The sequence below is a fragment of the uncultured Modestobacter sp. genome (assembly GCF_947486615.1).
Classification (GTDB): domain Bacteria; phylum Actinomycetota; class Actinomycetes; order Mycobacteriales; family Geodermatophilaceae; genus Modestobacter.
In genome coordinates this window covers 60,560-82,145 of record NZ_CANKUD010000010.1, presented here as the reverse complement: position 1 = coordinate 82,145, position 21,586 = coordinate 60,560, and the positions used below count along the sequence as shown (strand labels likewise).

The following is a 21,586-nucleotide window of genomic DNA, read 5'->3' as shown; positions in this document are numbered from 1 at the left end:
AAACCGCCAGATCCCGTCGGTCGTCGTCCCTAGGGTCCTGCTCGTGCCCGCCCCGACGCGTTCTCCGCTCACCCTGCTGGCCGTCACGGTCACCGTGCTGGCCTGGGCCTCGGCCTTCATCGGCATCCGCGCGGTGGGGGAGGACCTCTCACCCGGCGCCCTGGCGCTGGGCCGGCTGGCGATCGGCACGCTCGTGCTCGGTCTGCTGCTGACCCGCCGCGGCTGGGTGCCCCCGACGGCGGGGGAGTGGCGGCTGCTCGCGGTCTGCGGGGTCGGCTGGTTCGGCGTCTACAACCTCGCGCTCAACGCCGCCGAGCAGCACCTGGACGCCGGGACGACGGCGATGCTGGTCAACATCGGCCCGGTGATGATCGCGGTCTTCGCCGGCCTGCTGCTGGGTGAGGGCTTCCCGCGCTGGCTGGTCATCGGCCTGGGCGTCGCGTTCTGCGGCGTGCTGCTGATCGGCTTCGCCACCCGCGACGCCGGCGCCGACCTGCTCGGGGTGCTGCTCAGCGTGGTCGCCGCGGTCACCTACGCCGCCGGGGTCGTCGCCCAGAAGCCGCTGCTGCGCCGGTTGCCGGCGCTGCAGGTCACCTTCACTGCCTGCGCGATGGGCGCGGTGGTCTGCCTGCCGTGGGCCGGGGCGCTGGTCACCGACCTCGGGTCGGCGCCGGCCTCCTCGATTGCCGGCACGGTCTACCTGGGCGTGGTGCCGACGGCGCTGGCCTTCAGCACCTGGGCCTACGCGCTGCGCCGGATGGACGCCGGCCGGCTGGGCGCGACCACCTACCTGGTGCCGCCGATCGTGGTGCTGCTGGGCTGGGCCCTGCTGGACGAGGTGCCCCCGGCGCTGGCCGTGGTCGGTGGCGGGATCTGCCTGCTCGGCGTGGCCGTCTCCCGGCGCCGGAGCCGCCCGGGCCGCCCGGTGCCGGTCCCGCAGGAGGCCGGGACGGCGACGGTCTGACCGGTCAGCTCGGCGTGCCGACGCCGGGCAGAGCGGCGGCGACCGCGTCCAGCGCGCCGGGCACCAGGGAGAAGTAGGCCCAGACGCCCCGCTTCTCGCGGGTGAGGAAGCCGGCGTCGACCAGGACCTTGAGGTGGTGGGAGACGGTCGGCTGGGACAGGCCCAGCGGATCGGTGAGGTCGCAGACGCAGACCTCCCGGCCCTCGTTGCCGGCCACCAGGGCGAGCACCCGGAGGCGAGCCGGGTCGGCCAGCGCCTTCATGGTGTGGGCGAGAGCGGCGGCCTGCTCGACGCCCATCGCGCCCTCGAGCTCGGCCGGGGAGCAGCCGGGCGTGCCGACGTCGACCAGGTCCAGGCCGGGCCGGTCGGCCGTTCGGCTGCTGTTCACCGGGCCAGTATCGATCGGGGATTGACGAGTGTCGATACCCCGGGCATGGTGACGGCGGAGATAGACCGACGTCGATACACGCCCCGTTCCGCCGGGGCAGAGGAGCAGCCCGCACACATGAGCGATCTCGCCGCGGAGACCCCCCGCTCCGGCACCGACACGGAGACCCCGGTGCTGGCCCGGCTCTCGACCCTCGACCGCTTCCTGCCGGTCTGGATCGTCGCCGCGATGGTCCTGGGCCTGCTGCTCGGCCGAGGGATCCCCGGCCTGGACGACGCCCTGGACGCCGTCCGCATCGGTGAGGTGAGCCTGCCGATCGCCATCGGCCTGCTGCTGATGATGTACCCGGTGCTGGCCAAGGTCCGGTACACCGAGCTGGACCGGGTGACCGGCGACCGCAAGCTGCTCGGCGCCTCGCTGGTGCTGAACTGGCTGGTCGGCCCGGCGCTGATGTTCGCCCTGGCCTGGCTGCTGCTGCCCGACCTGCCCGAGTACCGCACCGGGCTGGTCATCGTGGGCCTGGCCCGCTGCATCGCCATGGTGCTGATCTGGAACGACCTGTCCTGCGGTGACCGCGAGGCCGGCGCCGTGCTGGTGGCGATCAACTCGGTGTTCCAGATCCTCGCCTTCGCCGTGCTGGGCTGGTTCTACCTGCAGGTGCTGCCCGGCTGGCTGGGGCTGTCGACCACGTCGGCGGAGTTCAGCTTCTGGGCGATCGTGGTCTCGGTGCTGGCCTTCCTCGGCATCCCGCTGCTCGCCGGCTTCCTCACCCGCACGATCGGTGAGCGCACGAAGGGCCGCGACTGGTACGAGGACCGGTTCCTGCCGAAGATCGGCCCGGTCGCGCTGTACGGCCTGCTGTTCACCATCGTGATGCTCTTCGCGCTGCAGGGCGACGCGATCACCTCCAACCCCTGGGACGTCGCCCGCATCGCGCTGCCGCTGCTGGCCTACTTCGCCCTGATGTTCGGTGGGTCGTTCCTGCTCGGCATGCGGCTGCGGCTGGGCTACGCCAAGACCGCGACGCTGGCCTTCACCGCCGCCGGCAACAACTTCGAGCTCGCCATCGCGGTGGCCATCGGCACCTTCGGCGTCACCTCCGGGCAGGCGCTGGCCGGCGTCGTGGGTCCGCTGATCGAGGTCCCGGTGCTGGTCGGGCTCGTGTACGTCTCGCTCTGGGCCGCCCGCCGTTGGTTCCCCGGCGACCCCACCGTCCCGGCTCCCGAACCCTCCCGGAGGAACTCATGACCACGCCCAGCGTCCTGTTCGTCTGCGTGCACAACGCCGGCCGTTCCCAGATGGCCGCCGGCTGGCTGCGCCACCTGGCCGGGGACGCCGTCGAGGTGCGCTCGGCCGGCTCGGTGCCCGGCGACCAGGTCAACCCCTCGGCCGTGGCGGCAATGGCCGAGGTCGGCATCGACATCGCCGACCAGCAGCCGAAGGTGCTCACCACCGAGGCGGTCGAGGCCTCCGACGTCGTCATCACCATGGGCTGCGGCGACGCCTGCCCGGTCTTCCCCGGCAAGCGGTACCTGGACTGGGCGCTGGAGGACCCGGCCGGCAAGGGCGTGGCATCGGTGCGCCCCATCCGCGACGAGATCGAGACCCGCATCCGCGGGCTGCTCGCCGAGCTCCAGGTGTCCACGGCGCCGTGAGCTCCCCGGCAGGCGTCCGCGCCGGCCAGGTGCCCGCGCGGTCGCCGGCCGATCAGGCGCGGACGGTGTGCCGGTCGGCCGCCAGGTGGGTCACCGGGAGGCCCGTCGCCTTGCGCAACCGGGCCGGGAGGTCCCGGCGGAGCCACTGGGAGAGGCCGCCTGGCAGGGTGGAGACGATGATCTCGTCGGCGGGCAAGTGGCCGAGGGCGGTGCGGACCGCCTCGAGTGCGTCCGGGTCGCCGACCTCACCGTCCACGGTCGCGCCCAGCCCGCGGAGGTGTTCCAGCGCGTGCTCCAGACGTTGACAGGCGAGGGCGTAGGCGCGGTCCGCGGTCGAGGGCCCCAGGTTCGCGTACGCGCTGGGGCCATCGGGCTGGTCCTGCAGCGGCGTGGCCGGGGCGACGAGGTGGAACTCGTGCGGCTCGGCGGCGATCCGCTGCCGCACGGCATCGCTGAGGGTGTCGGTGGTGAGCGTCTGGTTGGCGACGATCAGGCAGTGGCGCATCCTCGCGCTCCGATCCGGACGACGACCTGCGGACACCGCCATGGTGACCTGGTTCACATCCCGGCGCCAGGGCTGGCCGGCAGCGGGGGACGGCGATGAGCGGGTCGCCGGACCTGGCCCGCCGGCTCGGCACCGGGGACGCCGTGGTCATCGGCCTCGGCTCGATGATCGGCGCCGGCGTGTTCGCCGCCTTCGCCCCGGCCGCGCAGGCCGCCGGCGCCGGGCTGCTCATCGGCCTGGCGATCGCCGCGGTCGTCGCCTGGTGCAACGCCACCGCCTCGGCCCAGCTGGCCGCGCAGTACCCCGCCTCGGGCGGCACCTACGTCTACGGCCGCGAGCGGCTGGGGGAGTGGTGGGGCTTCCTCGCGGGCTGGGGCTTCGTGATCGGCAAGACGGCCAGCTGCGCGGCGATGGCGCTCACCTTCGCCGCCTACGCCGCGCCGGCCGGCTGGCAGCGCCCGGTGGCGGTGGCCGCCGTCCTCGCGCTGACCGCGACCAACTACCGCGGGGTGACCCGCACCGCCGGGCTCACCCGGGTGATCGTCACCATCGTGCTGACGGCGCTGGCCGTCGCGGTGGCGGCGATGCTGCTCGGCCGGGGCGCCGGCGACGACGGGCCGGGGGCCTGGGCCGTCGAGGGCGGGCTGGTCGGCGTGCTGCAGTCGGCCGGTCTGTTGTTCTTCGCCTTCGCGGGCTATGCCCGGATCGCCACCATGGGCGAGGAGGTGCGCGCCCCGGCCCGGACCATCCCGCGCGCCATCATGCTGGCCCTCGGCGGGGCCGTGGTGGTGTACCTCGTGGTCGCGCTGGCGCTGCTGACCTCGCTGGGCCCCGACGGCATCGCCGGGACGACGGAGCCGCTGGCCGCCGCGGTGGCCGCCGGGAGCTGGGAGTGGGCCGGCCCGGTCGTGCGGGTGGGTGCCGCGGCCGCGGCGCTCGGTGCGCTGCTGGCGCTGATCGCCGGCATCGGGCGCACCAGCCTGGCGATGGGCCGCCAGGGCGACCTGCCGCGGTACCTGGCGGCGGTCCACCCGCGCTTCTCGGTGCCGCACCGCGCCGAGGTCACCGTCGGGATCGTCGTCTGCCTGCTGGTGCTCACCGTGGACCTGCGCGGCGCGATCGGCTTCTCCTCCTTCGGCGTGCTGCTCTACTACGCCGTCGCCAACGCCGCGGCGTTCACCCAGGACCGGGAGCACCGCCGGTTCCCCCGCGCCCTGCAGGTGCTCGGCCTGGTCGGCTGCCTGGTGCTGGTCGCCACGCTGCCGTGGCAGTCGGTCGCCGCCGGCGTCGCCGTGTTCGCCGTCGGCATCGCCTACCGGGCCATCCGGCTGCGGCTCGCGGCCCGGTAGCTCCTCCGCGGCTCGGCCCGTGGAGGGGCCCGCCGGTCAGCGGCGGCGGGGCGCCCAGGGGTCGTCGGGGTCGAAGTCGTCGGCCTCGTCGGCAGCTGCGTCGTCCGGCTGTGCGGTGTTCGCCGGCTGTCCCGCGGCCGTGCGCTGCTCGGAGCGCCGAGCGGCGGCCTCCAGGGCGGCGTCCCGCTCGGCGAGGCGCTGGGCGCGCTCGAGCCGGGCGTCCTCGCGGAGCTGGCGGCGGCTGGGCGTGCCATCGGCCTTGGTGAGCGCGAGCCAGTCGTCCTTCTGCCGCCACAGCGCCACGCCGGCGATCGGCAGCCCGAGCGGGACGACGTAGCCGCCCACCCGCTCCATGCCGCCCTCGCCGAGGAAGAGGAAGACCGCCGCGCCGAAGAAGACCGTGCCGATCAGCCCGACCAGCCCGAGCAGGGCCAGCGTGGTGCCCAGCCCCTCCGACCGGGGGCGCACCCCGTAGGCCAGCGCGATCAGCCCCAGCGCTCCGCCCACGAAGTACGCCCCGGCGGCGATCTGGTGGGCGGTGGCGTTGCCGTCGGAGGGGAACACCCCGACCAGCAGCACGCCGAGGCCGGCGACGCCCAGGAACACCCGGGTCAGCCGGCCGCCGGTGCCCGAAAGCCCCGGAGCCAGCAGGAGCGCCCCGCCGACGATGAGCAGCCCCTGGACGACGAAGGAGGCGTTCATCAGCAGGGGGGCGGGCGAGGCCGCCGTCCCGAGGTCGCTGATCACGTCGCCGGTGTAGGAGTAGCCGTCGAACTGCGCGGCCACGATCGCCTCGACGACGAAGAACTGCAGGGTGAGCAGCCAGAGGAGGCCACCCAGGCGGTACCGGCTGTCCGTCACGAGGAGCCATCGTCCCAGCCGTTGCTGTGTCGTGGTGGGCGGGGCGGCAGAGTGTCGGCGTGACCCTCCGCTCGATCGCCCTGTTCGTGCTCGCCGCGCTGCTGGAGATCGGCGGCGCCTGGCTGGTCTGGCAGGGGCTCCGGGACTCCCGCGGCTGGGTCTGGGTGGGCCTGGGGATGGTGTCCCTGGCGCTCTACGGGGTGGTGGCGACGCTGCAGCCCGACGCCGCCTTCGGCCGGGTGCTGGCCGCCTACGGCGGCGTCTTCATCGCCGGCTCGCTGCTGTGGGCGATGGTCGCCGACGGCTTCCGCCCCGACCGGTGGGACGTCGCCGGCGCGGCGGTCTGCCTGGTCGGGGTCGCGCTGATCATGTACGCCCCGCGCAGCGCCTGACGTCCCCTCGGTGACGTGCCCGCCGAGGTCATCGCTGCCAGGCCGCATGGTCGTCTTGACATGCGTTGAGGTGTTGGGATGAGGTGGCCGGTGTGACCCCGGACGACTGCGAACTGCTGTGCCTGGACGTGCCGCACGCCGAGGCGGTCCGCGCCCGGCTGGCCGGAGCGGATGAGGCGCGCCGGCTGGCCGAGCGGGCCAAGGCCCTCGGCGACCCCTCCCGGCTGCGCCTCGCTGCCGCGTTGGCGATCGGTGGAGAGCTCTGCGTCTGCGACCTCGCCTGGGTCGCCGAACTCGCCCAGAACCTCGTCTCCCACCACCTGCGCAGCCTGCGGGCGGCGGGGCTCGCGACCTCCCGCCGGGACGGCAAGCTGGTCATGTACCGGCTGACCGACGACGGCGTCGCGCTGCTGCGGGTGCTCGGGGCCGACATCGAGCCGGCCCCCGCGGCGGTCTGACATGGCCGCTCTCACCGCCGACCCCACCCGGCGGCATCGGCTGACCCGACGGGTCCGGCTGCTCGTCGGCGTCACCATCGCCTACAACCTGGTCGAGGCGGTCGTGGCGCTGTCCGCCGGCACCCGCGCGGACTCCTCGGCCCTGATCGGCTTCGGGCTGGACTCGCTGGTCGAGGTCTCCTCGGCGCTGGCGGTCGCCTGGCAGTTCAGCGGTCGTGACCCCGAGGCCCGCGAGCGGGTGGCGCTGCGGGTGATCGCCACCGCGTTCTTCGCCCTCGCCGCGCTGGTCGCCGTGGACGCCGTCCGCGCCCTGCTCGGCGCCGCTGAGCCGGCGCACTCCGGCGTCGGCCTGGTGCTGGCCGCGGTGAGCCTGGTCGTCATGCCGGTGCTCTCCGCCGCGCAGCGCCGGGCGGGCCGGGCGATCGGCTCGGCGTCGGCGGTCGCCGACTCGCGGCAGACGCTGCTGTGCACGTACCTGTCCGCCGTCCTGCTGGTGGGGCTGGCGGCCAACAGCCTGCTGGGCTGGTGGTGGGCCGACCCGCTGGCGGCGCTGGTCATCGCGGCGGTCGCGGTCAAGGAGGGCCGTGAGGCCTGGCGCGGGGAGGGCTGCTGCGCCCCCGGTGCGGCCCGGGAGGACGCCGGCCAGCAGTTCTGCACCGACGGGTGCTGCCAGGGCTGACCGCGGCGCTGGTCCGCCAGGTGCGGGGCGCCAGGTGCGGGGACGTCGCCCGGGCCGGGATGCCGACTCAGTGCGGGGCCGGCACCCCGGCGTGCGCCAGCACGGCGGCGTACTGCCCGGCCGAGAGCCAGGACGGGTTGCTGCCCGCCGGCATCCGGAGCACCTCCGCTTCGCGCGCCGCGGGGTCGGCGAGCAGGTCGGCGCGGTCGACCGGCTCGGCCAGCCGGGTCCAGCGGACGGCGACGGTCGGCCCGTCCCCGCCCGGCAGCGGGGCACCGGTCAGCACCCCGAGGGCGTGCACGCCCGGCCGGTCCCGGCCGCTGACCCAGAGCAGGCACGGCTGCCCCGCCGACATCAGCTCCAGCCGGTAGGTGGGGCGCACACAACGGGCCAGGTCGGTGGTGGCGCCCGGCTGCCAGCCCGGTGCCAGCGCACCGGGGAGCCGGGTGCTCTTCAGCACCCAGCAGGCGACGTCCGGCGAGGTCGGTCGGGGCACGGCGCCAGCCAACCAGGCCACGTCCGTGGACCGCCCGGCCGGTGGTCGGTGGCACACGTCCCGGTCTCGCGCTGCCGACCTCGCGCGTTGCCCCTAGCGTCAGCGGCGTGCTGCCCGCCGGAGTCCGCTGGTCCGACGTCGAACGCCGAGCCCGCGCCGTCGCGCTCGGGCCGGTGGTGCGCTCGGGGGTGGTCGACGACCTGTGGCTGCACGGCCTGGTCACCGACTCCCGGGCGGTGACGCCGGGCTGCCTGTTCGCCTGCGTGCGCGGCGGCAGCAGCGACGGTCACCGGTTCGCCGAGGCGGCTCTCGCCGCCGGCGCGGCGGCCCTGCTCACCGACCGGCCGGTGGACGTCGACGCACCGCAGCTGCGGGTGCCCTCGGTCCGGGCCCTGCTCGGGCCCCTCGGCGCACTCCTGGCCGGCGACCCGGCCGACCGGCTGCGGCTGGTCGGCGTCACCGGCACCAACGGCAAGACCACCACCAGCACGCTGGTCCGCGGGGTGCTCACCGCGGCCGGGGAGTGCGCCGGGGTCGTGACGACCCTGGGCGCCCGGGTCGGCGAGCAGCGCAGGACCACCCGGCTGACCACCCCGGAGGCGCCGGAGCTGCACGAGCTGCTGCGCTGGATGCGCGACGCCGGCGCCACCAGTGCGGTGGTGGAGGCCTCCTCGATCGCGCTGGACGTCGGCCGGGTCGACGGCGTGCACGTCGAGGTCGCCGTCTTCACCGGCTTCGAGGAGGACCACCTCGACCACCACGGCACCATCGAGCAGTACTGGGCGAGCAAGGCGCTGCTGTTCACCCCCGAACGCGCCGACAGTGCGGTCGTCGTGGTCGACGGCCCGTGGGGGCGGCGGCTGGCCGACCAGGTGCGGGTGCCGGTCACCCGGGTGGCGACGACGCCGGACGTCGACGCCGACGTCCGGGTGCTCGGCTGGCGCACCGGCGCGGCGGGCACCAGCGTGCTGCTGCAGGACGACGACGGCCGGCACCGGATCAGCTCCCCGCTGGTCGGCCGGGTGCACGTGGCCAACCTGGCCGCAGCCTGGGCGACCGGCCGGTCGCTGGGCCTGGCGCCGGAGGTGGTCGCCGCCGGGATCGCGGCGACCGAGCCGCCGGCGGGCCGGAACACCCTGCTGCGCGCACCGGGCCGGCCGCTGGTCGTCGTGGACTACGCGCACACCCCGCACGCGCTCGCGGCCGCCCTGCAGACCGCCCGCGACCTGACCCGCCCGGGTGGCCGGGTGCACCTGGTGCTCGGCGCCCGGGGCCGCCGGGACCGGTACAAGCGGCAGGGCCTCGGGGTCTCCGCGCGCGCCGCCGACGAGGTGTGGCTGACCAACGAGGGCAGCCACGGCGAGCGGCCCGAGGCGATCGTCGCCGAGCTGCGCGTCGGGCTGGCCGGCGGCACCGGCGTGGTGCACACGGTCCTGGACCGCCGGGAGGCGATCACCGCGGCGGTCGAGGCCGCGGGCGGCCGGGACGTGGTGCTGGTCGTCGGCCGCGGCCACGAGACGACGATGACCGACGACGGCGCCGCGGTGCACTTCGACGACGCCGAGGTGGCCCGCGAGGCCCTGGACCAGCTGCTGGCCGAACAGGCCTCCTGACCCCTCCCGCAGTGGCCCCGGGCACAGGGGCAGGCTCGCGGCGTGACGACGGGGGAGTGGCCGGGGCACCAGGTCGGTGAACCGGGCTTCCGGCGGGCCGCCACCGGGGTCTTCCTGGCCGGGATCGCCGTCTTCGTCAGCCTCTACGCCCCGCAGGCGCTGCTGCCCGAGCTGACCCGCGCGTTCGGGGTCTCCCCGGCCGCCTCGACGCTGGCCATCTCGGTCACCACCGGGGCGCTCGCGGTGGGACTGCTGGTGCTCGGCCCGCTGTCGGACCGGCGCGGGCGCACCGGGATCCTGCACGCCAACCTGGCCACCTCGGCGGTGCTCGCGGTGCTGATCGCCGCCGCGCCGTCCTGGGAGGCGCTGCTGGTGCTGCGCGGCCTGCAGGGGTTCGCGCTCGCGGGGCTGCCGGCGGTCGCGGTGGCCTACCTGCGGGAGGAGCTACACCCGCAGGTCAGCTCCCGGGCGATCGGGCTGTACGTCAGCGGCACCGCGATCGGCGGGCTCTCCGGCCGGCTGGTCAGCGGCTTCCTCACCGAGTTCGGCGGCTGGCGGACGGCGCTGGGCGGTGCCGCGGCGCTGACGGTGGGCTGCGCGGTCGCCGTCCGGCTGCTGCTGCCGCCGTCCCGCCGGTTCACCCGGGTGCCGCGCGGGGGCCGGTTGCTGCGGCAGCTGGGCGCGGCGTTCACCGACCGGGCGCTGCTGGCGCTCTACGGGGTGGCGGCGCTGCTGATGGCCGGCTTCGTCGCCGTCTACAACGCGGTGACCTTCCGGCTGGAGTCCGAGCCGTACTCGCTGACCCCGGCGCTCACCGGTCTGGTCTTCCTGGCCTACCTGCTGGGCTCGGCGAGCTCACCGACCGCCGGCTGGCTGGCCGACCGGGCCGGACGGCGGGTGGTCGTGCCGCTGTGCCTGGTGGTGATGGGCGCCGGGATCGCGCTGACCCTGCCCAGCCCGCTGTGGTGCGTGATCGCCGGCCTCTGCGTGCTGACCGTCGGCTTCTTCGCCGCACACGGCGTGGCCAACGGCTGGGTGGCGGCGCGCGCCCAGCTGGGTGGCCGGCCGGTCGGGCAGGCCGCCTCGCTGTACTCGTTCTGGTACTACGTCGGCTCCTCGGTGGGCGGCACGCTGGCCGGGCGGGCCTGGCAGGACGCCGGCTGGCCCGCGGTGGCGCTGCTGGCCGGCGGCTGCACGCTGGCGGCGCTGCTGCTCACCGCGGTGCTGGGCCGCACCCGTTCGTTGCAGCCCTGACGTGCCAGGGGCGGTGCCCCGGTCTCCCGGGACACCGCCCCCTGCTGGCTCAGGCCTCGGTGGCGTCGTGCTCGTAGGCCCCGGCCGGGTCCGCGTCGTCGGACTGCACCGCCTGGCGCTCCAGCTCCGTGCGGTGCTCGAGCACCTCGTCGGACACGTGCGGGTCTTTCGCGTGCTCGGTGCGGTCCCGGGGAGCGGGCTCCTCGGGGGTGATCACGTCGTCGAGCGTCGGCTCGTCGTGCGGGCTGGTCATCGCGTCCTCCGCTCTCGTGGCCCGGCGGCTCCGGGCGTCGTCCTCACTCCGGTATCCCGCGACGGGGCCTCCGCAAACCGCCGGCGGTCAGCCCTGCTTGAGCTGGTCGGCGGGGAGCCAGGCCTCGACCAGCACCGGGCCGTGCGCGCCGACGACGGTGTAGGCGACCCGGCCGTGCCAGCCGTCCTCCCGCTGCCGCCACTCGACCAGCAGCCCGGGCCAGGTGCCTGGCGCGTCGGGCGGGTCGAGCACCCAGCAGTGCCGCCCGTGCCCGCCGCCGGCCGGCCGGCGCAGCTCACCGGCCGGGGCCGCGGGCACCGGAGGCGGTGCCGCCGTGGACCCGGACCGGGCCGCGCGGTCGGCCAGCGTGCCGGCGTGCCGCCCCCGCTGCATTCCCCCGGCCACCCGCACATCGTCGCACGCCGATCGAACGCACGTTCGAACGGAGCTGCGGCAATCGACCGCCGCGGAGCGCCACCGCCGGCGCCGAGTGACAGCCCAGCGGGCCCCCACACTCCAGGAACCCCGGTCACCTGTCACTCGACGCCCAGCCGCCGTGAGCGGCGCCCGGACGCCGACGGCTGTCGTCGAGTGACAGCTGAGCGGGCTCGACCGCCTCCGGAAGCCCCGTTCTGCTGTCACTCGGTAGCGGCGGAGGGCGGCTGCCGCCGGCGGGCCGGCTACCCGAGACGGGTGCGGGGCCGGGGGAGGGGTGCGGACGGCGGCGGTGGGGCCTGGCGCTGGGTGCGCCACTCGCGCGGGGTCATGCCGAACGCCGACCGGAACCGCCGGGAGAAGTGCGACGGGTCACCGAACCCCCACGCCCGGGCCACTGCGGCGATCGGCCGGCCACCGGGGCGGGCCAGTTCGGCCCGGGCGCCCGCCAGGCGCTGGTCGATCACCCACTGCTCCAGGCTGAACCCCGCCGCCGAGCACAGCCGGTAGAGCTGGCGGACGCTGATCGCGTGCTCGGCCGCGATGCGGGCGGCGTCCAGGTCGGGGTCGGTGAGGTGCTGGTCGACCCAGCTGCGGACCCGGACCAGCAGGCTCTCTTCCGGCACCGCGCTGCCGGCGCCGGCGGCGGACACCACCAGGGCCCGGGCCAGCTCGACGGTCGCCACCGACAGTGCCGGCCACCCCGGGTCGGCGGTCAGCCGTTCGGCGTCCCGGGTCACCTGGGCGACGTGCGCCCGGACCAGCTCGTACAGCGGGCTGTCAGCCACGCGCGGGACCGCCCGGCGCACGTCGTCGACGGACAGCCCCAGGCGGGCGACCGGGACCTGCAGCGCCCGGCCGGCGCCTGCCGCGTCACCCCAGGCGAAGTCGTAGGGGGTGGTCACGTCGGTGACCGTGAGGGCGCCGGGCGGCAGTTCCCGCCGCCGGCCACCCTGCTCGTGCCGGCCGGTGCCGTGCTCCTGGACGTAGAACGACAGCACCGGCGGGGCGTCCGCCACCGAGCGGCGGTGGCTGACCGTCAGCGGGCCGACGACGTCGGCGCGCAGCACCGGCAGGCTGCTGAGCTGCCAGGTGTCCAGGCGGACCTCCAGCGGTGCCGCCGGGTCGCGCAGCCGCACCCGGGAGCTCATCCCGGCCTGCAGCCGCGCGAGGACGGCGGCCGGACGGCGGTCGGTGCCGGTGAGCTGCCGGCTGTCCAGGAGCGTGACCATCGCGCCTCCCTGTGCGGGTGGTCGGCGGCGCTGCCGTGGGCACCGACATCCTGTCGCCTGGTTGACGGCGGGGGAAGGCCAGCCGGGTCGGCAGGCAGGGGCCAGTACCGGGCAGCCACGGCACAGAACGGGCGTCCCGTCGTCCCTAGCGTGCTCGACGTCAGCGCCCGCACCACCGACGGAGGAGACGCCATGCCCGTCCTCAGCCACGACGGCATCGAGACCTACTACAAGGACTGGGGCACCGGTCAGCCGATCGTGTTCAGCCACGGCTGGCCGCTGTCGGCCGACGACTGGGACGCCCAGCTGATGTTCTTCCTGGCCCAGGGCTACCGGGTCATCGCCCACGACCGCCGGGGCCACGGCCGCTCCACCCAGACCGACGACGGCCACGACATGGACCACTACGCCGACGACCTGGCCGCGCTCACCGCCCACCTGGACCTGCGCGACGCGGTGCACGTGGGCCACTCGACCGGTGGCGGTGAGGTGGCCCACTACATCGCCCGGCACGGCGAGGACCGGGTCGCCAAGGCGGCGCTGATCAGCGCGGTGCCGCCGATCATGGTGCAGACCGACGCCAATCCCGGCGGGCTGCCCAAGAGCGTGTTCGACGGCATCCAGGAGCAGGTGGCCACCAACCGGGCGCAGTTCTACCGCGACCTGCCCGCGACCGCGTTCTACGGCTTCAACCGGCCGGGCGTGGAGCCGGTCGAGGGGCTGATCCAGAACTGGTGGCGCCAGGGGATGATGGGCGGGATCAAGGCGCACCACGACGGCGTCGTCGCCTTCTCCCAGACCGACTTCACCGACGACCTGAAGAAGATCACCGTGCCGGTGCTGGTCATGCACGGGGACGACGACCAGGTCGTGCCCTACGCCGACTCCGGCCCGCTCTCGGCCGAGCTGCTGCCCAACGGCACACTGAAGACCTATGCGGGCTTCCCGCACGGCATGCCGACCACGCAGGCGGCGACGATCAACGCCGACCTGCTGGAGTTCATCCGCAGCTGACCGCCGCGCCTGGGGCCGCCTCCCGGCGGGCGGTCTCAGGCCAGGTCGCGGGCGTACTGCCGCTCGGTCTGCCAGGGCCGGGTGGGCAGCGGCTGGACGCGGCCGGTCGGGGCGAAGCCGTGCCGCCGGTAGAGCGCGGCGGCGGCCGCGTTCTCCCCGACCACCCAGAGGTACAGCCGAGACGCGGCCTGTTGGCGGGCCCAGCCGGTGACGGCCTCGACGAGCCCGCCGGCGGCGCCGGACCCGCGGGCGGCCGGGGCCACCCACATCCCGACCAGGTGGTGCTCGGTGCCGTGCGCCGTCTCGTGCACCAGACCACGCGCCAGCCCGACCGCGTCGCCGTCGAGCCAGGCCAGCCGCTGACCACCCGCGACCAGCCGGGCACGCCAGTCCGCCTCGGTCAGCGCCTGCTCCCGGTCGAGGGAGGAGTCGAAGGCGTCCGGCGCGTCGGCGAGCGCAGCCAGCCGCACCGCCCGGACGACGGCCCAGTCGTCCTCGCCCGGAGCGGTGACCCGTGCGGTGCGGGTGGTGCCGGCGCTCACTTCTTCCGGGTCCGGGTGCTCTTCGCCCCGCCCTTGCCGCTCTTGCCGCCCTTGACCTTGCCCTTGGTGGTGACCGGGTGCAGCCCGGCCGCCAGCACCCCGGCCAGGGCCTGCACGCCCTCGTGGGCCGCCAGCTCCTCGGTGGGCACCGGCAGCGGAAGGCACCAGTTGGGCCGGTCGTTCGCGCCGGGCATGTTCGGCCGCCGCTCCTCGGCCAGCGCGTCGTCCAGGGTCGCCGACAGCAGGGTGGACGGCGCGGTCGCCAGCCGCCGGTGGGCCTCCAGGACCGCCTCGGCCGGGGTGGCGTCCGCGGGGATGCCGGCCAGGTGCTCCATCAGCGAGCTGCGCCCGCGCTCGAGGTCGGCGTCGGTGCCGAGGGAACGCTCGCGCTGCTCGGTGAGGTCCGACCCGGTCCACAGCCCGGCCACCGTCGGCAGGTCGTGGGTGGTGATCGCGGCCATCGCCTCGGCCGGCCACTCGGTGGGTGCGTCGTCCTCGAACCACAGCAGGCGGTAGGAGAGGATGCCGTGCTCGGCCATGGCCTCCCGGACGCCGTCCTCGACGGTGCCGAGGTCCTCACCGACCACGATGGCCTGGGCCCGGTGGCTCTCCAGCGCGACGATGTCGAGCATGTCCTCGTACGGGTAGCGCACGTAGGCGCCGTCGGCGGCGGAACCGTCCGAGGGCACCCACCAGAGCCGGAAAAGGCCCATCACGTGGTCGACCCGCAGGCCGCCCGCGCCGGCCATGGTGGCCCGGATCGACTGGATGAACGGCTCGTAGTCCGCGGCCTGCAGGCGCCAGGGCACCAGCGGCGGGGAGCCCCAGTCCTGGCCCTGGCTGTTGAAGGCGTCCGGCGGGGCGCCGACGCTGACGCCCTGGGCCAGCACGTCCTGCCAGGCCCACGCGTCGGCGCCGCCGCCGGCGACCCCGATCGGCAGGTCCTGGATCACCGTGATGCCCTCGGTGGCCGTGCGCAGCTGGACGTCGAGCAGCCACTGCAGCCAGGCGTGGAAGGCGATCTCACGGTCGTGACCGGCGGCGAAGTCGGCCACCCCGCCGCCGCGCGGGTCGCGCAGCTCCGCGGGCCAGGTGTGCCAGTCGGGGCCGTGCTCGTCGGCGATCGCGCACCAGGTCGCCCAGTCCATCAGTGGCTGCCCCTGGTGCCACCACCAGTCGCGGAACGGGCCCTCGTCGACGCCGGCGTCGAACACCCGCTGCAGCACCCGGCGCTTGAGCGCCCAGATGGCGTCCCGGTCGATCAGCTCGCCGTCGTTCAGCGCCCGGCCGGCGTCGTCCTCGGTGTCCACCGCGTCGACGCCGGGCACCTCGGCGATGCGCAGGTAGACCGGGTTGCGGAAGCGGCGGGTCGCCGGCAGGTACGGGCTGTCCTCCTGGCCCGGCGTGGGGGCGACCGCGTGCAGCGGGTTGACCAGCACGAAGCCGGCGCCCTGGTCCTGGGCGAACTCCCGCACCGTGCGCAGGTCGCCCAGGTCGCCGATACCCCAGCTGTCCCGGCCGCGGGTGGCGTAGAGCTGCACCGCCCAGCCCCAGGCCCGCCAGCCCTCGGGCAGCCAGCAGCGACCGGGGGAGACGATCAGCCGGCGCTCGCGGCCGTCGGGGGTGCGCAGCCGGTGGTAACCGAGCGGGAAGTCCTCCGGCAGTGAGCCGTCGACGTGCCGGGTCTGCCCGTCCTCGCACTCGACCTCGGCGCCGGCGACCTCGAGGGCGTCGCCGGGGCGGGCGACGATCGGGGCGCGGTGCACCAGGTCGTCCGGCGGGGTCCCGATGACCTCCCGCAGCAGCTCGATCGTCGCGTCGGCGACGGTGTGCACCTCGTCGAGGGCGTCGAGCCAGCTGGCGTCGATACCCCAGGCGTCGGTGGTCGGGGCGTCGGTGGTCGGGGCGTCGGTGGTCGGGGCGTCGGTGGCCGGGGCATCCGTGACCGGGGTGCCTGCGGTCGGGGCGTCCGTGGTCGGGGCGTCGGGGGTGGGCTTCGGCTGCGCGGCGTTGCTGGTCACCCCCCGATCCTCGCCGGTGCCGCGGGGTGCCGCTGGATGAGGGGGCACCGTGGCGTCAGGCCCCCGGCGAGCCGCCGGCGCCGGGGCCGGGTGGGCCGCCCCCGCCGGGAGGAGGTGGGCCGCCGTCCCGGCCGGGTGCCGGCCGGTCCGGGTCGTCGCTGCGGTCGGCGTCGGGCGCCGCAGCCCGCGCCGCCGCCCGCAGGGCCTGCTGCTGGCGCCGGCGGCGCACCTCCCGGTGGGCCACCACCCAGGCCAGCGCGACCGGCCAGACGTACCCGGCCTTGTCCAGCAGCCAGGCCAGCCAGCCGGGCAGCTGCCAGTCGGGCAGGTCGACGTCGGGCAGGTCCACGTCGGGCCAGGGGACGGACGGCAGGTCCCAGTCCGGCCAGGGGATCGAGGGCAGGTTCCAGTCCGGCCACGGGAGGGAGACCACCAGCCGGACGGCGAGCAGGCCGAGCAGCAGCGGGAGCACGACCTTCGCGACGCCGCCGACGACCGCCAGGGCGGTGTGCCGACGGGGGTGCTGCTCGATCCGCTCCTCGCGACGTGCCGCGGGGGAGCCGGGCTCGGGCTCGAGGTCGATCCCGCCGGTGCCGAGCGCGGCCCGCGTCCCGGCGCCGGCCCGGCCCCCGGCCCGGTACCAGGTGGCCCGCTTGGGGCGGCCCAGCGCGGTGAACGTGACGGCCACGGCGCCCAGGTCCGGCCCGGCGTCGCGGTCCTCGTCGTCGCGGCCCGCACGGTCCAGCCGGTCGCCGGGCGTGAGGCGCACGGTGTCGTCGGTCGATTTCTTCGCGGCGACGAGGACGTCGTCGACGTGCCAGGTGATCGTCCGGGTCAGCGAGCCGACGACCTCCACGCGGTGACTCAGCCCGTGCGCGGTCAGCTCCCACCGCTGGACCGTGGGGTCGGCCATGTCGCGACCGTAGCGGGTCCGCCGGCCGGTCAGCCCGGCTCGTCCAGCGGCCCGGGCGGCTGGCGGAGCGAGCTCGCGACCAGCACGGCGACCCCCAGCAGGACGGCGACCACGGTCAGCGCCCGCAGCACGGTGACCTGCTGCCCGAGCAGCCCGATCAGCGGCGGCCCGGCCAGGAACGCGCAGTAGCCGATCGAGGCGACCACGCTGACCCGGGCGGCCGCCCGCGCCGGGTCGTCGGCGGCAGCGCTCATCCCGGTGGGGAAGCCCAGCGAGGCGCCGGCGCCCCAGAGCAGGGCGCCGGCGAAGGCGACCGTCGGGGAGCCGAACACGAACAGCAGCAGCCCGACGACGGCCAGCCCGGCCAGCAGCCGGATCACCGGCACCCGGCCGTACCGGTCCAGCAGCGCGCCGCCGAACCAGCGGGCCAGGGTCATCGCGGTGAGGAACAGCGCGAAGCCCAGCGTGCCCGTCGTCTCCGACGTCCCGTGGCCGTCGATCAGCGCCACCGCCAGCCAGTCGTTGGCGGTGCCCTCGGCGAAGGAGAACGCCAGCACGACGACCCCGATCACCAGGGTGCGCGGCTCCCGCCAGGCGGCCAGGGCGCTGAACCGCTCGGCCGGGACGCCGTCGGGGTCGTTGTCGACGTCGGGTACGAACCCCCGCGTGGTGAGCGGCACGACCACCGCGACCAGCACGGCGACCCCGGCCAGGTGGGCCGGCACCGGCACGTCGAGGGCGACCATCGCCGTCCCCAGGAGGGCCCCCACGACCGTGCCCAGGCTGAAGCCGGCGTGGAACCGGGACATCACGACCCGGCCGAGGTGCCGCTCGACGACCGCACCCTGGACGTTCATCCCGACGTCCCAGGCGCCGTTGGACAGGCCCATCACGAACAACCCGGCAGTCAGCACCGCCACCGAGGTGACCGAGCCGACCGCGATGACGCCCATCGCCGCGGCCAGCACCAGCGCCATGACGATCACCGTCGCGCGCGAGCCGATCCGCCCGATCAACGTGCCGGCCAGCGGCAGGGCGATCACCGACCCGGCCGCGATGGCCAGCAGCACCAGGCCCAGCGCGGCCGGGTCGAGGTCGAGCCGGTCCCGCACCTGCGGGATCCGGCTGGCCCAGCTGGCGAAGGCGAACCCCGCGCCGATGAACGCGACGTAGACCGCCCGCATCGCCGTGGTCACCTGGGCCGGGTCGGGCGACCGGCGGACGTCGGTGCTGGTCACCTGCGGTGCTCCTGGGAGTTGGTGGGGCGCACGGCCCGGGCGATGATCTCCTGGGTCTCGGCGCGGGAGACCGGCCGGGTGGAGAGGACCTTGTGCATGACCAGTCCCTCGATCAGGGCGTCCAGCCCGCGCGAGGTGGTCGGGTCGACGAACTGCTCGAGCACGCTGCGGCTGCGGCGCATCCACGACTCCGTGACGGTGCGCAGCGCGGGGTCGCGCAGGGCGGCGAGGAACAGCTCGTAGGCCACCGCCCAGTCACGGTCGTCGGCGTCGGCATCGGCGTGGACCAGCTCGGTGACCGCGTCGACGACGTCCGCTGTGCTCGTGACCGCCGCGAAGTGCGCCTCGTACTTCACCGCCATCCGCTCGGCGTGCAGGGCGAACGCCTGCGCGCGCAGATCGTCCAGGCCGGTGAAGTGGTAGGTGAGCGAGCCCAGCGGGACGTCGGCGGCCGCAGCGATCAGCCGGTGGGTGGTGCCGGCGACGCCGTGCTCGGCGATGACGTCGACGGTCGCCTCGACGATCCGCTGCCGCCGGTCGGGGTCGTGCCGCCGCACCGGCCGGTCACCCGCCTCGGACGCAGGGGCGGCCCTCACCGGCGCGGGCCGGGGGCGCCGGTCACGGCAGCGGTCGCACGACGCGGGCCGGGCTGCCGACCGCGACGACGTCGGCGGGCAGGTCCCGGATGACCACCGAGCCGGCGCCGACCACCGTGTTGGCACCGATCGTGACGCCAGGGCAGACGATGACGCCGCCGCCGAGCCAGACGTTGTCCCCGATCACGATCGGCTCGGCGGACTCCCACTTGTCCCGGCGCGGGCCGGGCTCCAGCGGGTGGGTCGCGGTGAGCAGCTGGACGTTCGGGCCCATCTGCACGTCGTCGCCGATGGTGATCCGGGCGACGTCGAGGCAGACCAGCCCGAAGTTGGCGAAGGTGCGCGACCCGACCGTGGTCTGGTGGCCGTAGTCGCAGTGGAACGGTGCGCGGATCTCGCTGCCCGGGCCGAAGGCGCCGAGCAGCTCCTCGAGCACGGCTCGCCGGGCTGCCCCGTCGGTGGGGTCCATCGTGTTGTAGCGGTGGGTGAGCGACTGCGCCCGGGTGCTGTCGGCCGCCAGCTGCGGGTCGTCGGCGATGTAGAGGTCGCCGGCCAGCATCCGGTCGCGCATCGAGCGCGGGTCGTCGGTCATGTGTACCAGCGTACACATCACTGTGTACGTGCGTACACATCCGACTGCGGGCGGCGGGTCACTCGCGGACCGGGTCGGCTGACAGGTCCGCCGCGATCCCGGCCAGCAGACCGTCCAGCCCGGGCAGCTGGTAGCTCCAGAACCCGGTGACGAGCGCGCGAGCGTGCTCGGCGTCCGTGGCGGTCGACAGGATCCGCGCCACCGCACGCCGGGTGTTGTCGAAGACGAGGTGGAGCAGGTCGCGGTGCACCGGCCGGGGGGTGCCCGGCAGCGCGCGCACGGTGTGGTCGACCAGGCGCTGCACGAAGGCGGCGGGGTACCCGGCCACGGGCGTGCCCTCGGCACGGTCCAGCAGCACGCTGACGGCCAGCCGGTGCGCGAGCCAGAAGTCCAGTAGCTCCGCGGCCGCGGCCGAGCGGTTGGCGCTCCCCTCGGCGAGGGCCGCGATCCGGCCGTCCAGCAGCTCGTCGTGGCGGGCGGCGAGCTCGGGGGGCACCACCTCGGCGAACAGCGCCTCCTTGGACGGGAAGTACCGGTAGACGTTCCCCGGGGCCGTGCCGGCGACGGCGGCGATGCCGGCCATCGAGGTCCCCGCGTACCCCTGGTCGGCGAAGCACCGCAGCGCGGCGGCCCGGATGCGGGCGCGCACCGCCTCCTTGAGGACCTGCGCCATCAGCTGCGCCCCGCCAGCCAGCCGATGTCGGGCAGGGTGCCGGCCCACGGTGCGGCCGCCTCGAGCTCATGGGCCAGGGCCAGCAGACGCCGGTCCGCCCCGGGCCGGGCCGCGAAGTGGACGCCCACCGGCAACCCGCCCGAGCGACCCAGCGGCACCGACATCGCCGGGCAACCGGCGATGTTGTCCAGCGGGGTGTAGCCGACGGCCTCCTCGGTGCGGCGGATCAGCGTCTCCCGGCCGGCGGCCGGCGACAGGTGGCCCAGCGGCCAGCAGACCCGGGCCAGGGTGGGGCTGAGGACCACGTCGCAGTGCTCGAACAGGGCGAGCCGGGCCCGGGTCGCATCGGTGAACGCCCGCGCGCCGTCGGCCCGGGCCGTGGGACCCAGCCCCGCGGCCCAGTCGATCAGCTCGAGCGTGAACGGCTCCAGCTCCGCAGGCCCCGGCGGGCGGCCGAGCAGGGGCGTGACCATCGCCGCGACCTCGGTCATGGTCCGGGCCGCCGCGGAGAAGAAGGCGCGGCTGAGCGCGTCGCCGTCCACGTCCTGCGCCGGAGCCTCCTCGACGTGGTGCCCCAGCGCCGCGCACAGCTCGGCGGCGCGGGTGACCTCCCGGGCTACGGCGTCCTCCGGTTCGCGCCCCGTGAGGGTCTGCGTGAGCACGGCGATCCGGAGCCGGGCGCCGTCCGGTCCGGTGACCAGCCCGACCGGCGGGTGGACCGCGTCGGGGCCGGTGCGCTCGGTCGCGGCCAGGAGCTGGGCGCTGTCCCGCACGCTGCGGCTGATGCAGTGCTCGACCACCAGGGCCGGCAGCCCGGGCAACTCCGGTCCGGACGGGACGGTGCGCCGGTTCGAGGGCTTGAAGCCGAACAGGCCGGTGAGGCTCGCCGGCACCCGCAGCGAGCCCCCGGCGTCGTTGCCGTGGGCCAGCGGCACGATCCCGGCGGCCACCAGGGCGGCCGAGCCGCCCGAGGAGCCGCCGGCCGACAGCCCCGCGCCCCACGGGTTCAGCGTCGGTCCGCGTAGCGCGGACTCGGTGCTGCCCAGCAGCCCGAACTCCGAGCTGGTGGTCGAGCAGAGGACGGCGAGTCCGGCGTCCCGGAGCCGGGCGGCGTAGGGGGAGAGGCCGGGCGCCGGGTTCGCGGCCATCAGCCGGGAGCCCATCGTCCACGGCAGCCCGGGCCAGGCCAGCAGCTCCTTGACGGCGAACGGGACGCCGGCCAGTGGTCTCTCCGCGGTGGGCTCGGTGGGCGCCTCCGCGACGGTGTCGGCGACGGCGTTCAGGGCGGGGAGGTCGGCGATCAGGCTGCGGGCGGTCTCGGCCAGGTCGGCGGTGGACACCTCTCCCGCGCGGACCAGGCGGGCCATCTCCACCCCGTCCCACCCGCGGTACTCCTGCGCGGCGATGAGCATGGACGAACAGTGAACGCCCCATTCGCGCTTGGCAAGAGGGTCCAGCGCGAG

At 75.6% G+C, this 21,586-nt stretch carries 25 protein-coding genes; 10 read left to right on the top strand and 15 right to left on the bottom strand.

The features are described from left to right. The first annotated feature begins 43 nt into the window (after window positions 1–43). Window positions 44–964 carry a DMT family transporter gene (locus Q1A09_RS17435; protein ID WP_299957715.1) on the top strand — a complete coding sequence of 307 codons (921 nt, stop codon included), beginning with the start codon at window positions 44–46 and terminating at the stop codon, window positions 962–964. Window positions 965–968: 4 nt separating this feature from the next. On the opposite strand, the gene Q1A09_RS17430 is transcribed toward Q1A09_RS17435, so the two are convergent. Continuing rightward, complete coding sequence (locus Q1A09_RS17430; protein ID WP_299957712.1) at window positions 969–1,352, bottom strand: helix-turn-helix transcriptional regulator; 384 nt, start codon at window positions 1,350–1,352, stop codon at window positions 969–971. 117 nt (window positions 1,353–1,469) lie between these two features. Here Q1A09_RS17430 and arsB point away from each other — a divergent pair, with 117 nt between their 5' ends. Both arsB and Q1A09_RS17420 read left to right on the top strand, forming a co-directional pair. After that, a complete protein-coding gene (gene arsB, locus Q1A09_RS17425; protein WP_299957709.1) occupies window positions 1,470–2,600 on the top strand; it encodes an ACR3 family arsenite efflux transporter in 1,131 nt (376 codons plus the stop codon). Continuing rightward, window positions 2,597–3,007 carry an arsenate reductase ArsC gene (locus Q1A09_RS17420; RefSeq protein ID WP_299957707.1) on the top strand — a complete coding sequence of 137 codons (411 nt, stop codon included), beginning with the start codon at window positions 2,597–2,599 and terminating at the stop codon, window positions 3,005–3,007. Before arsB ends, Q1A09_RS17420 begins: the two co-directional genes overlap by 4 nt. 52 nt (window positions 3,008–3,059) lie before the next feature. Here the strand turns inward: Q1A09_RS17420 and Q1A09_RS17415 are convergent, their stop codons facing one another. Continuing rightward, window positions 3,060–3,512, bottom strand: coding sequence for a hypothetical protein (locus tag Q1A09_RS17415; protein WP_299957705.1), 453 nt, complete (start codon window positions 3,510–3,512; stop codon window positions 3,060–3,062). A gap of 95 nt (window positions 3,513–3,607) precedes the next feature. Here Q1A09_RS17415 and Q1A09_RS17410 point away from each other — a divergent pair, with 95 nt between their 5' ends. Further along, complete coding sequence (locus Q1A09_RS17410) at window positions 3,608–4,861, top strand: APC family permease (RefSeq protein WP_299957702.1); 1,254 nt, start codon at window positions 3,608–3,610, stop codon at window positions 4,859–4,861. A gap of 36 nt (window positions 4,862–4,897) precedes the next feature. Here Q1A09_RS17410 and Q1A09_RS17405 read toward each other — a convergent pair whose 3' ends face one another. After that, window positions 4,898–5,722, bottom strand: coding sequence for a DUF998 domain-containing protein (locus Q1A09_RS17405; protein WP_299957699.1), 825 nt, complete (start codon window positions 5,720–5,722; stop codon window positions 4,898–4,900). A gap of 59 nt (window positions 5,723–5,781) precedes the next feature. Here Q1A09_RS17405 and Q1A09_RS17400 point away from each other — a divergent pair, with 59 nt between their 5' ends. The 3 genes from Q1A09_RS17400 (at window position 5,782) to Q1A09_RS17390 (ending at window position 7,251) form a co-directional block, all read left to right on the top strand. After that, entirely contained in the window at window positions 5,782–6,114 is a 333-nt protein-coding gene (locus Q1A09_RS17400; RefSeq protein ID WP_299957695.1) for a YnfA family protein, read from the top strand. A 92-nt stretch (window positions 6,115–6,206) separates the two neighbouring features. After that, window positions 6,207–6,572, top strand: coding sequence for a helix-turn-helix transcriptional regulator (locus Q1A09_RS17395; RefSeq protein WP_299957692.1), 366 nt, complete (start codon window positions 6,207–6,209; stop codon window positions 6,570–6,572). Between the two features lies 1 nt (window position 6,573). Next, window positions 6,574–7,251: a cation transporter gene (locus Q1A09_RS17390; RefSeq protein ID WP_299957689.1), complete on the top strand. Its 678-nt coding sequence runs from the start codon at window positions 6,574–6,576 to the stop codon at window positions 7,249–7,251. 67 nt (window positions 7,252–7,318) lie between these two features. Here Q1A09_RS17390 and Q1A09_RS17385 read toward each other — a convergent pair whose 3' ends face one another. Continuing rightward, complete coding sequence (locus tag Q1A09_RS17385; protein ID WP_299957686.1) at window positions 7,319–7,747, bottom strand: hypothetical protein; 429 nt, start codon at window positions 7,745–7,747, stop codon at window positions 7,319–7,321. Window positions 7,748–7,854: 107 nt separating this feature from the next. Between Q1A09_RS17385 and Q1A09_RS17380 the strand changes: the two genes are divergently transcribed. Next, a complete protein-coding gene (locus Q1A09_RS17380) occupies window positions 7,855–9,360 on the top strand; it encodes a Mur ligase family protein (protein WP_299957683.1) in 1,506 nt (501 codons plus the stop codon). 42 nt (window positions 9,361–9,402) lie between these two features. Further along, window positions 9,403–10,614 (top strand): MFS transporter, encoded by a 1,212-nt coding sequence (locus Q1A09_RS17375; RefSeq protein ID WP_299957680.1) that lies wholly within the window; start codon window positions 9,403–9,405, stop codon window positions 10,612–10,614. Between the two features lie 49 nt (window positions 10,615–10,663). Here the strand turns inward: Q1A09_RS17375 and Q1A09_RS17370 are convergent, their stop codons facing one another. The 3 genes from Q1A09_RS17370 to Q1A09_RS17360 all read right to left on the bottom strand — a co-directional run bounded on the left by Q1A09_RS17370 (window position 10,664) and on the right by Q1A09_RS17360 (window position 12,534). Then, window positions 10,664–10,867, bottom strand: a complete 204-nt coding sequence (locus Q1A09_RS17370) for a hypothetical protein (protein WP_299957677.1) — start codon at window positions 10,865–10,867, stop codon at window positions 10,664–10,666. An 87-nt stretch (window positions 10,868–10,954) separates the two neighbouring features. Continuing rightward, the gene (locus tag Q1A09_RS17365; RefSeq protein WP_299957674.1) at window positions 10,955–11,272 is read right to left on the bottom strand and encodes a hypothetical protein; all 318 of its coding nucleotides are present in this window, start codon (window positions 11,270–11,272) and stop codon (window positions 10,955–10,957) included. Between the two features lie 275 nt (window positions 11,273–11,547). Then, the gene (locus Q1A09_RS17360) at window positions 11,548–12,534 is read right to left on the bottom strand and encodes a helix-turn-helix domain-containing protein (protein ID WP_299957671.1); all 987 of its coding nucleotides are present in this window, start codon (window positions 12,532–12,534) and stop codon (window positions 11,548–11,550) included. Between the two features lie 192 nt (window positions 12,535–12,726). Here Q1A09_RS17360 and Q1A09_RS17355 point away from each other — a divergent pair, with 192 nt between their 5' ends. Continuing rightward, window positions 12,727–13,548 (top strand): alpha/beta fold hydrolase, encoded by an 822-nt coding sequence (locus tag Q1A09_RS17355; protein ID WP_299957668.1) that lies wholly within the window; start codon window positions 12,727–12,729, stop codon window positions 13,546–13,548. Between the two features lie 35 nt (window positions 13,549–13,583). On the opposite strand, the gene Q1A09_RS17350 is transcribed toward Q1A09_RS17355, so the two are convergent. From Q1A09_RS17350 to Q1A09_RS17315, 8 genes are all read right to left on the bottom strand, one after another. After that, window positions 13,584–14,090, bottom strand: a complete 507-nt coding sequence (locus Q1A09_RS17350; RefSeq protein ID WP_299957665.1) for a GNAT family N-acetyltransferase — start codon at window positions 14,088–14,090, stop codon at window positions 13,584–13,586. After that, a complete protein-coding gene (gene malQ / locus Q1A09_RS17345) occupies window positions 14,087–16,111 on the bottom strand; it encodes a 4-alpha-glucanotransferase (protein ID WP_299957662.1) in 2,025 nt (674 codons plus the stop codon). The genes Q1A09_RS17350 and malQ overlap by 4 nt, the downstream gene beginning before the upstream one ends. 55 nt (window positions 16,112–16,166) lie before the next feature. Next, window positions 16,167–17,024 carry a hypothetical protein gene (locus tag Q1A09_RS17340; RefSeq protein ID WP_299957659.1) on the bottom strand — a complete coding sequence of 286 codons (858 nt, stop codon included), beginning with the start codon at window positions 17,022–17,024 and terminating at the stop codon, window positions 16,167–16,169. A gap of 29 nt (window positions 17,025–17,053) precedes the next feature. After that, a complete protein-coding gene (locus Q1A09_RS17335; protein ID WP_299957656.1) occupies window positions 17,054–18,262 on the bottom strand; it encodes an MFS transporter in 1,209 nt (402 codons plus the stop codon). Further along, entirely contained in the window at window positions 18,259–18,819 is a 561-nt protein-coding gene (locus tag Q1A09_RS17330) for a TetR/AcrR family transcriptional regulator (RefSeq protein ID WP_299957653.1), read from the bottom strand. Before Q1A09_RS17330 ends, Q1A09_RS17335 begins: the two co-directional genes overlap by 4 nt. A 61-nt stretch (window positions 18,820–18,880) precedes the next feature. Further along, window positions 18,881–19,450, bottom strand: coding sequence for a sugar O-acetyltransferase (locus Q1A09_RS17325; protein ID WP_299957650.1), 570 nt, complete (start codon window positions 19,448–19,450; stop codon window positions 18,881–18,883). A 58-nt stretch (window positions 19,451–19,508) separates the two neighbouring features. Continuing rightward, window positions 19,509–20,123, bottom strand: a complete 615-nt coding sequence (locus Q1A09_RS17320; protein WP_299957647.1) for a TetR/AcrR family transcriptional regulator — start codon at window positions 20,121–20,123, stop codon at window positions 19,509–19,511. Continuing rightward, window positions 20,123–21,535, bottom strand: a complete 1,413-nt coding sequence (locus Q1A09_RS17315) for an amidase family protein (protein ID WP_299957645.1) — start codon at window positions 21,533–21,535, stop codon at window positions 20,123–20,125. The genes Q1A09_RS17320 and Q1A09_RS17315 overlap by 1 nt, the downstream gene beginning before the upstream one ends. Window positions 21,536–21,586: the final 51 nt, after the last annotated feature.

Bases quoted from the DNA above. Each gene is read 5' to 3' on its own strand.
- arsB (WP_299957709.1), top strand. From the start codon at position 1,470: ATGAGCGATCTCGCCGCGGAGACCCCCCGCTCCGGCACCGACACGGAG.
- Q1A09_RS17420 (WP_299957707.1), top strand. From the start codon at position 2,597: ATGACCACGCCCAGCGTCCTGTTCGTCTGCGTGCACAACGCCGGCCGT.
- Q1A09_RS17415 (WP_299957705.1), bottom strand. From the start codon at position 3,512: ATGCGCCACTGCCTGATCGTCGCCAACCAGACGCTCACCACCGACACC.
- Q1A09_RS17410 (WP_299957702.1), top strand. From the start codon at position 3,608: ATGAGCGGGTCGCCGGACCTGGCCCGCCGGCTCGGCACCGGGGACGCC.
- Q1A09_RS17390 (WP_299957689.1), top strand. From the start codon at position 6,574: ATGGCCGCTCTCACCGCCGACCCCACCCGGCGGCATCGGCTGACCCGA.
- Q1A09_RS17370 (WP_299957677.1), bottom strand. From the start codon at position 10,867: ATGACCAGCCCGCACGACGAGCCGACGCTCGACGACGTGATCACCCCC.
- Q1A09_RS17360 (WP_299957671.1), bottom strand. From the start codon at position 12,534: ATGGTCACGCTCCTGGACAGCCGGCAGCTCACCGGCACCGACCGCCGT.
- Q1A09_RS17355 (WP_299957668.1), top strand. From the start codon at position 12,727: ATGCCCGTCCTCAGCCACGACGGCATCGAGACCTACTACAAGGACTGG.
- Q1A09_RS17340 (WP_299957659.1), bottom strand. From the start codon at position 17,024: ATGGCCGACCCCACGGTCCAGCGGTGGGAGCTGACCGCGCACGGGCTG.
- Q1A09_RS17325 (WP_299957650.1), bottom strand. From the start codon at position 19,450: ATGACCGACGACCCGCGCTCGATGCGCGACCGGATGCTGGCCGGCGAC.
- Q1A09_RS17320 (WP_299957647.1), bottom strand. From the start codon at position 20,123: ATGGCGCAGGTCCTCAAGGAGGCGGTGCGCGCCCGCATCCGGGCCGCC.
- Q1A09_RS17315 (WP_299957645.1), bottom strand. From the start codon at position 21,535: ATGCTCATCGCCGCGCAGGAGTACCGCGGGTGGGACGGGGTGGAGATG.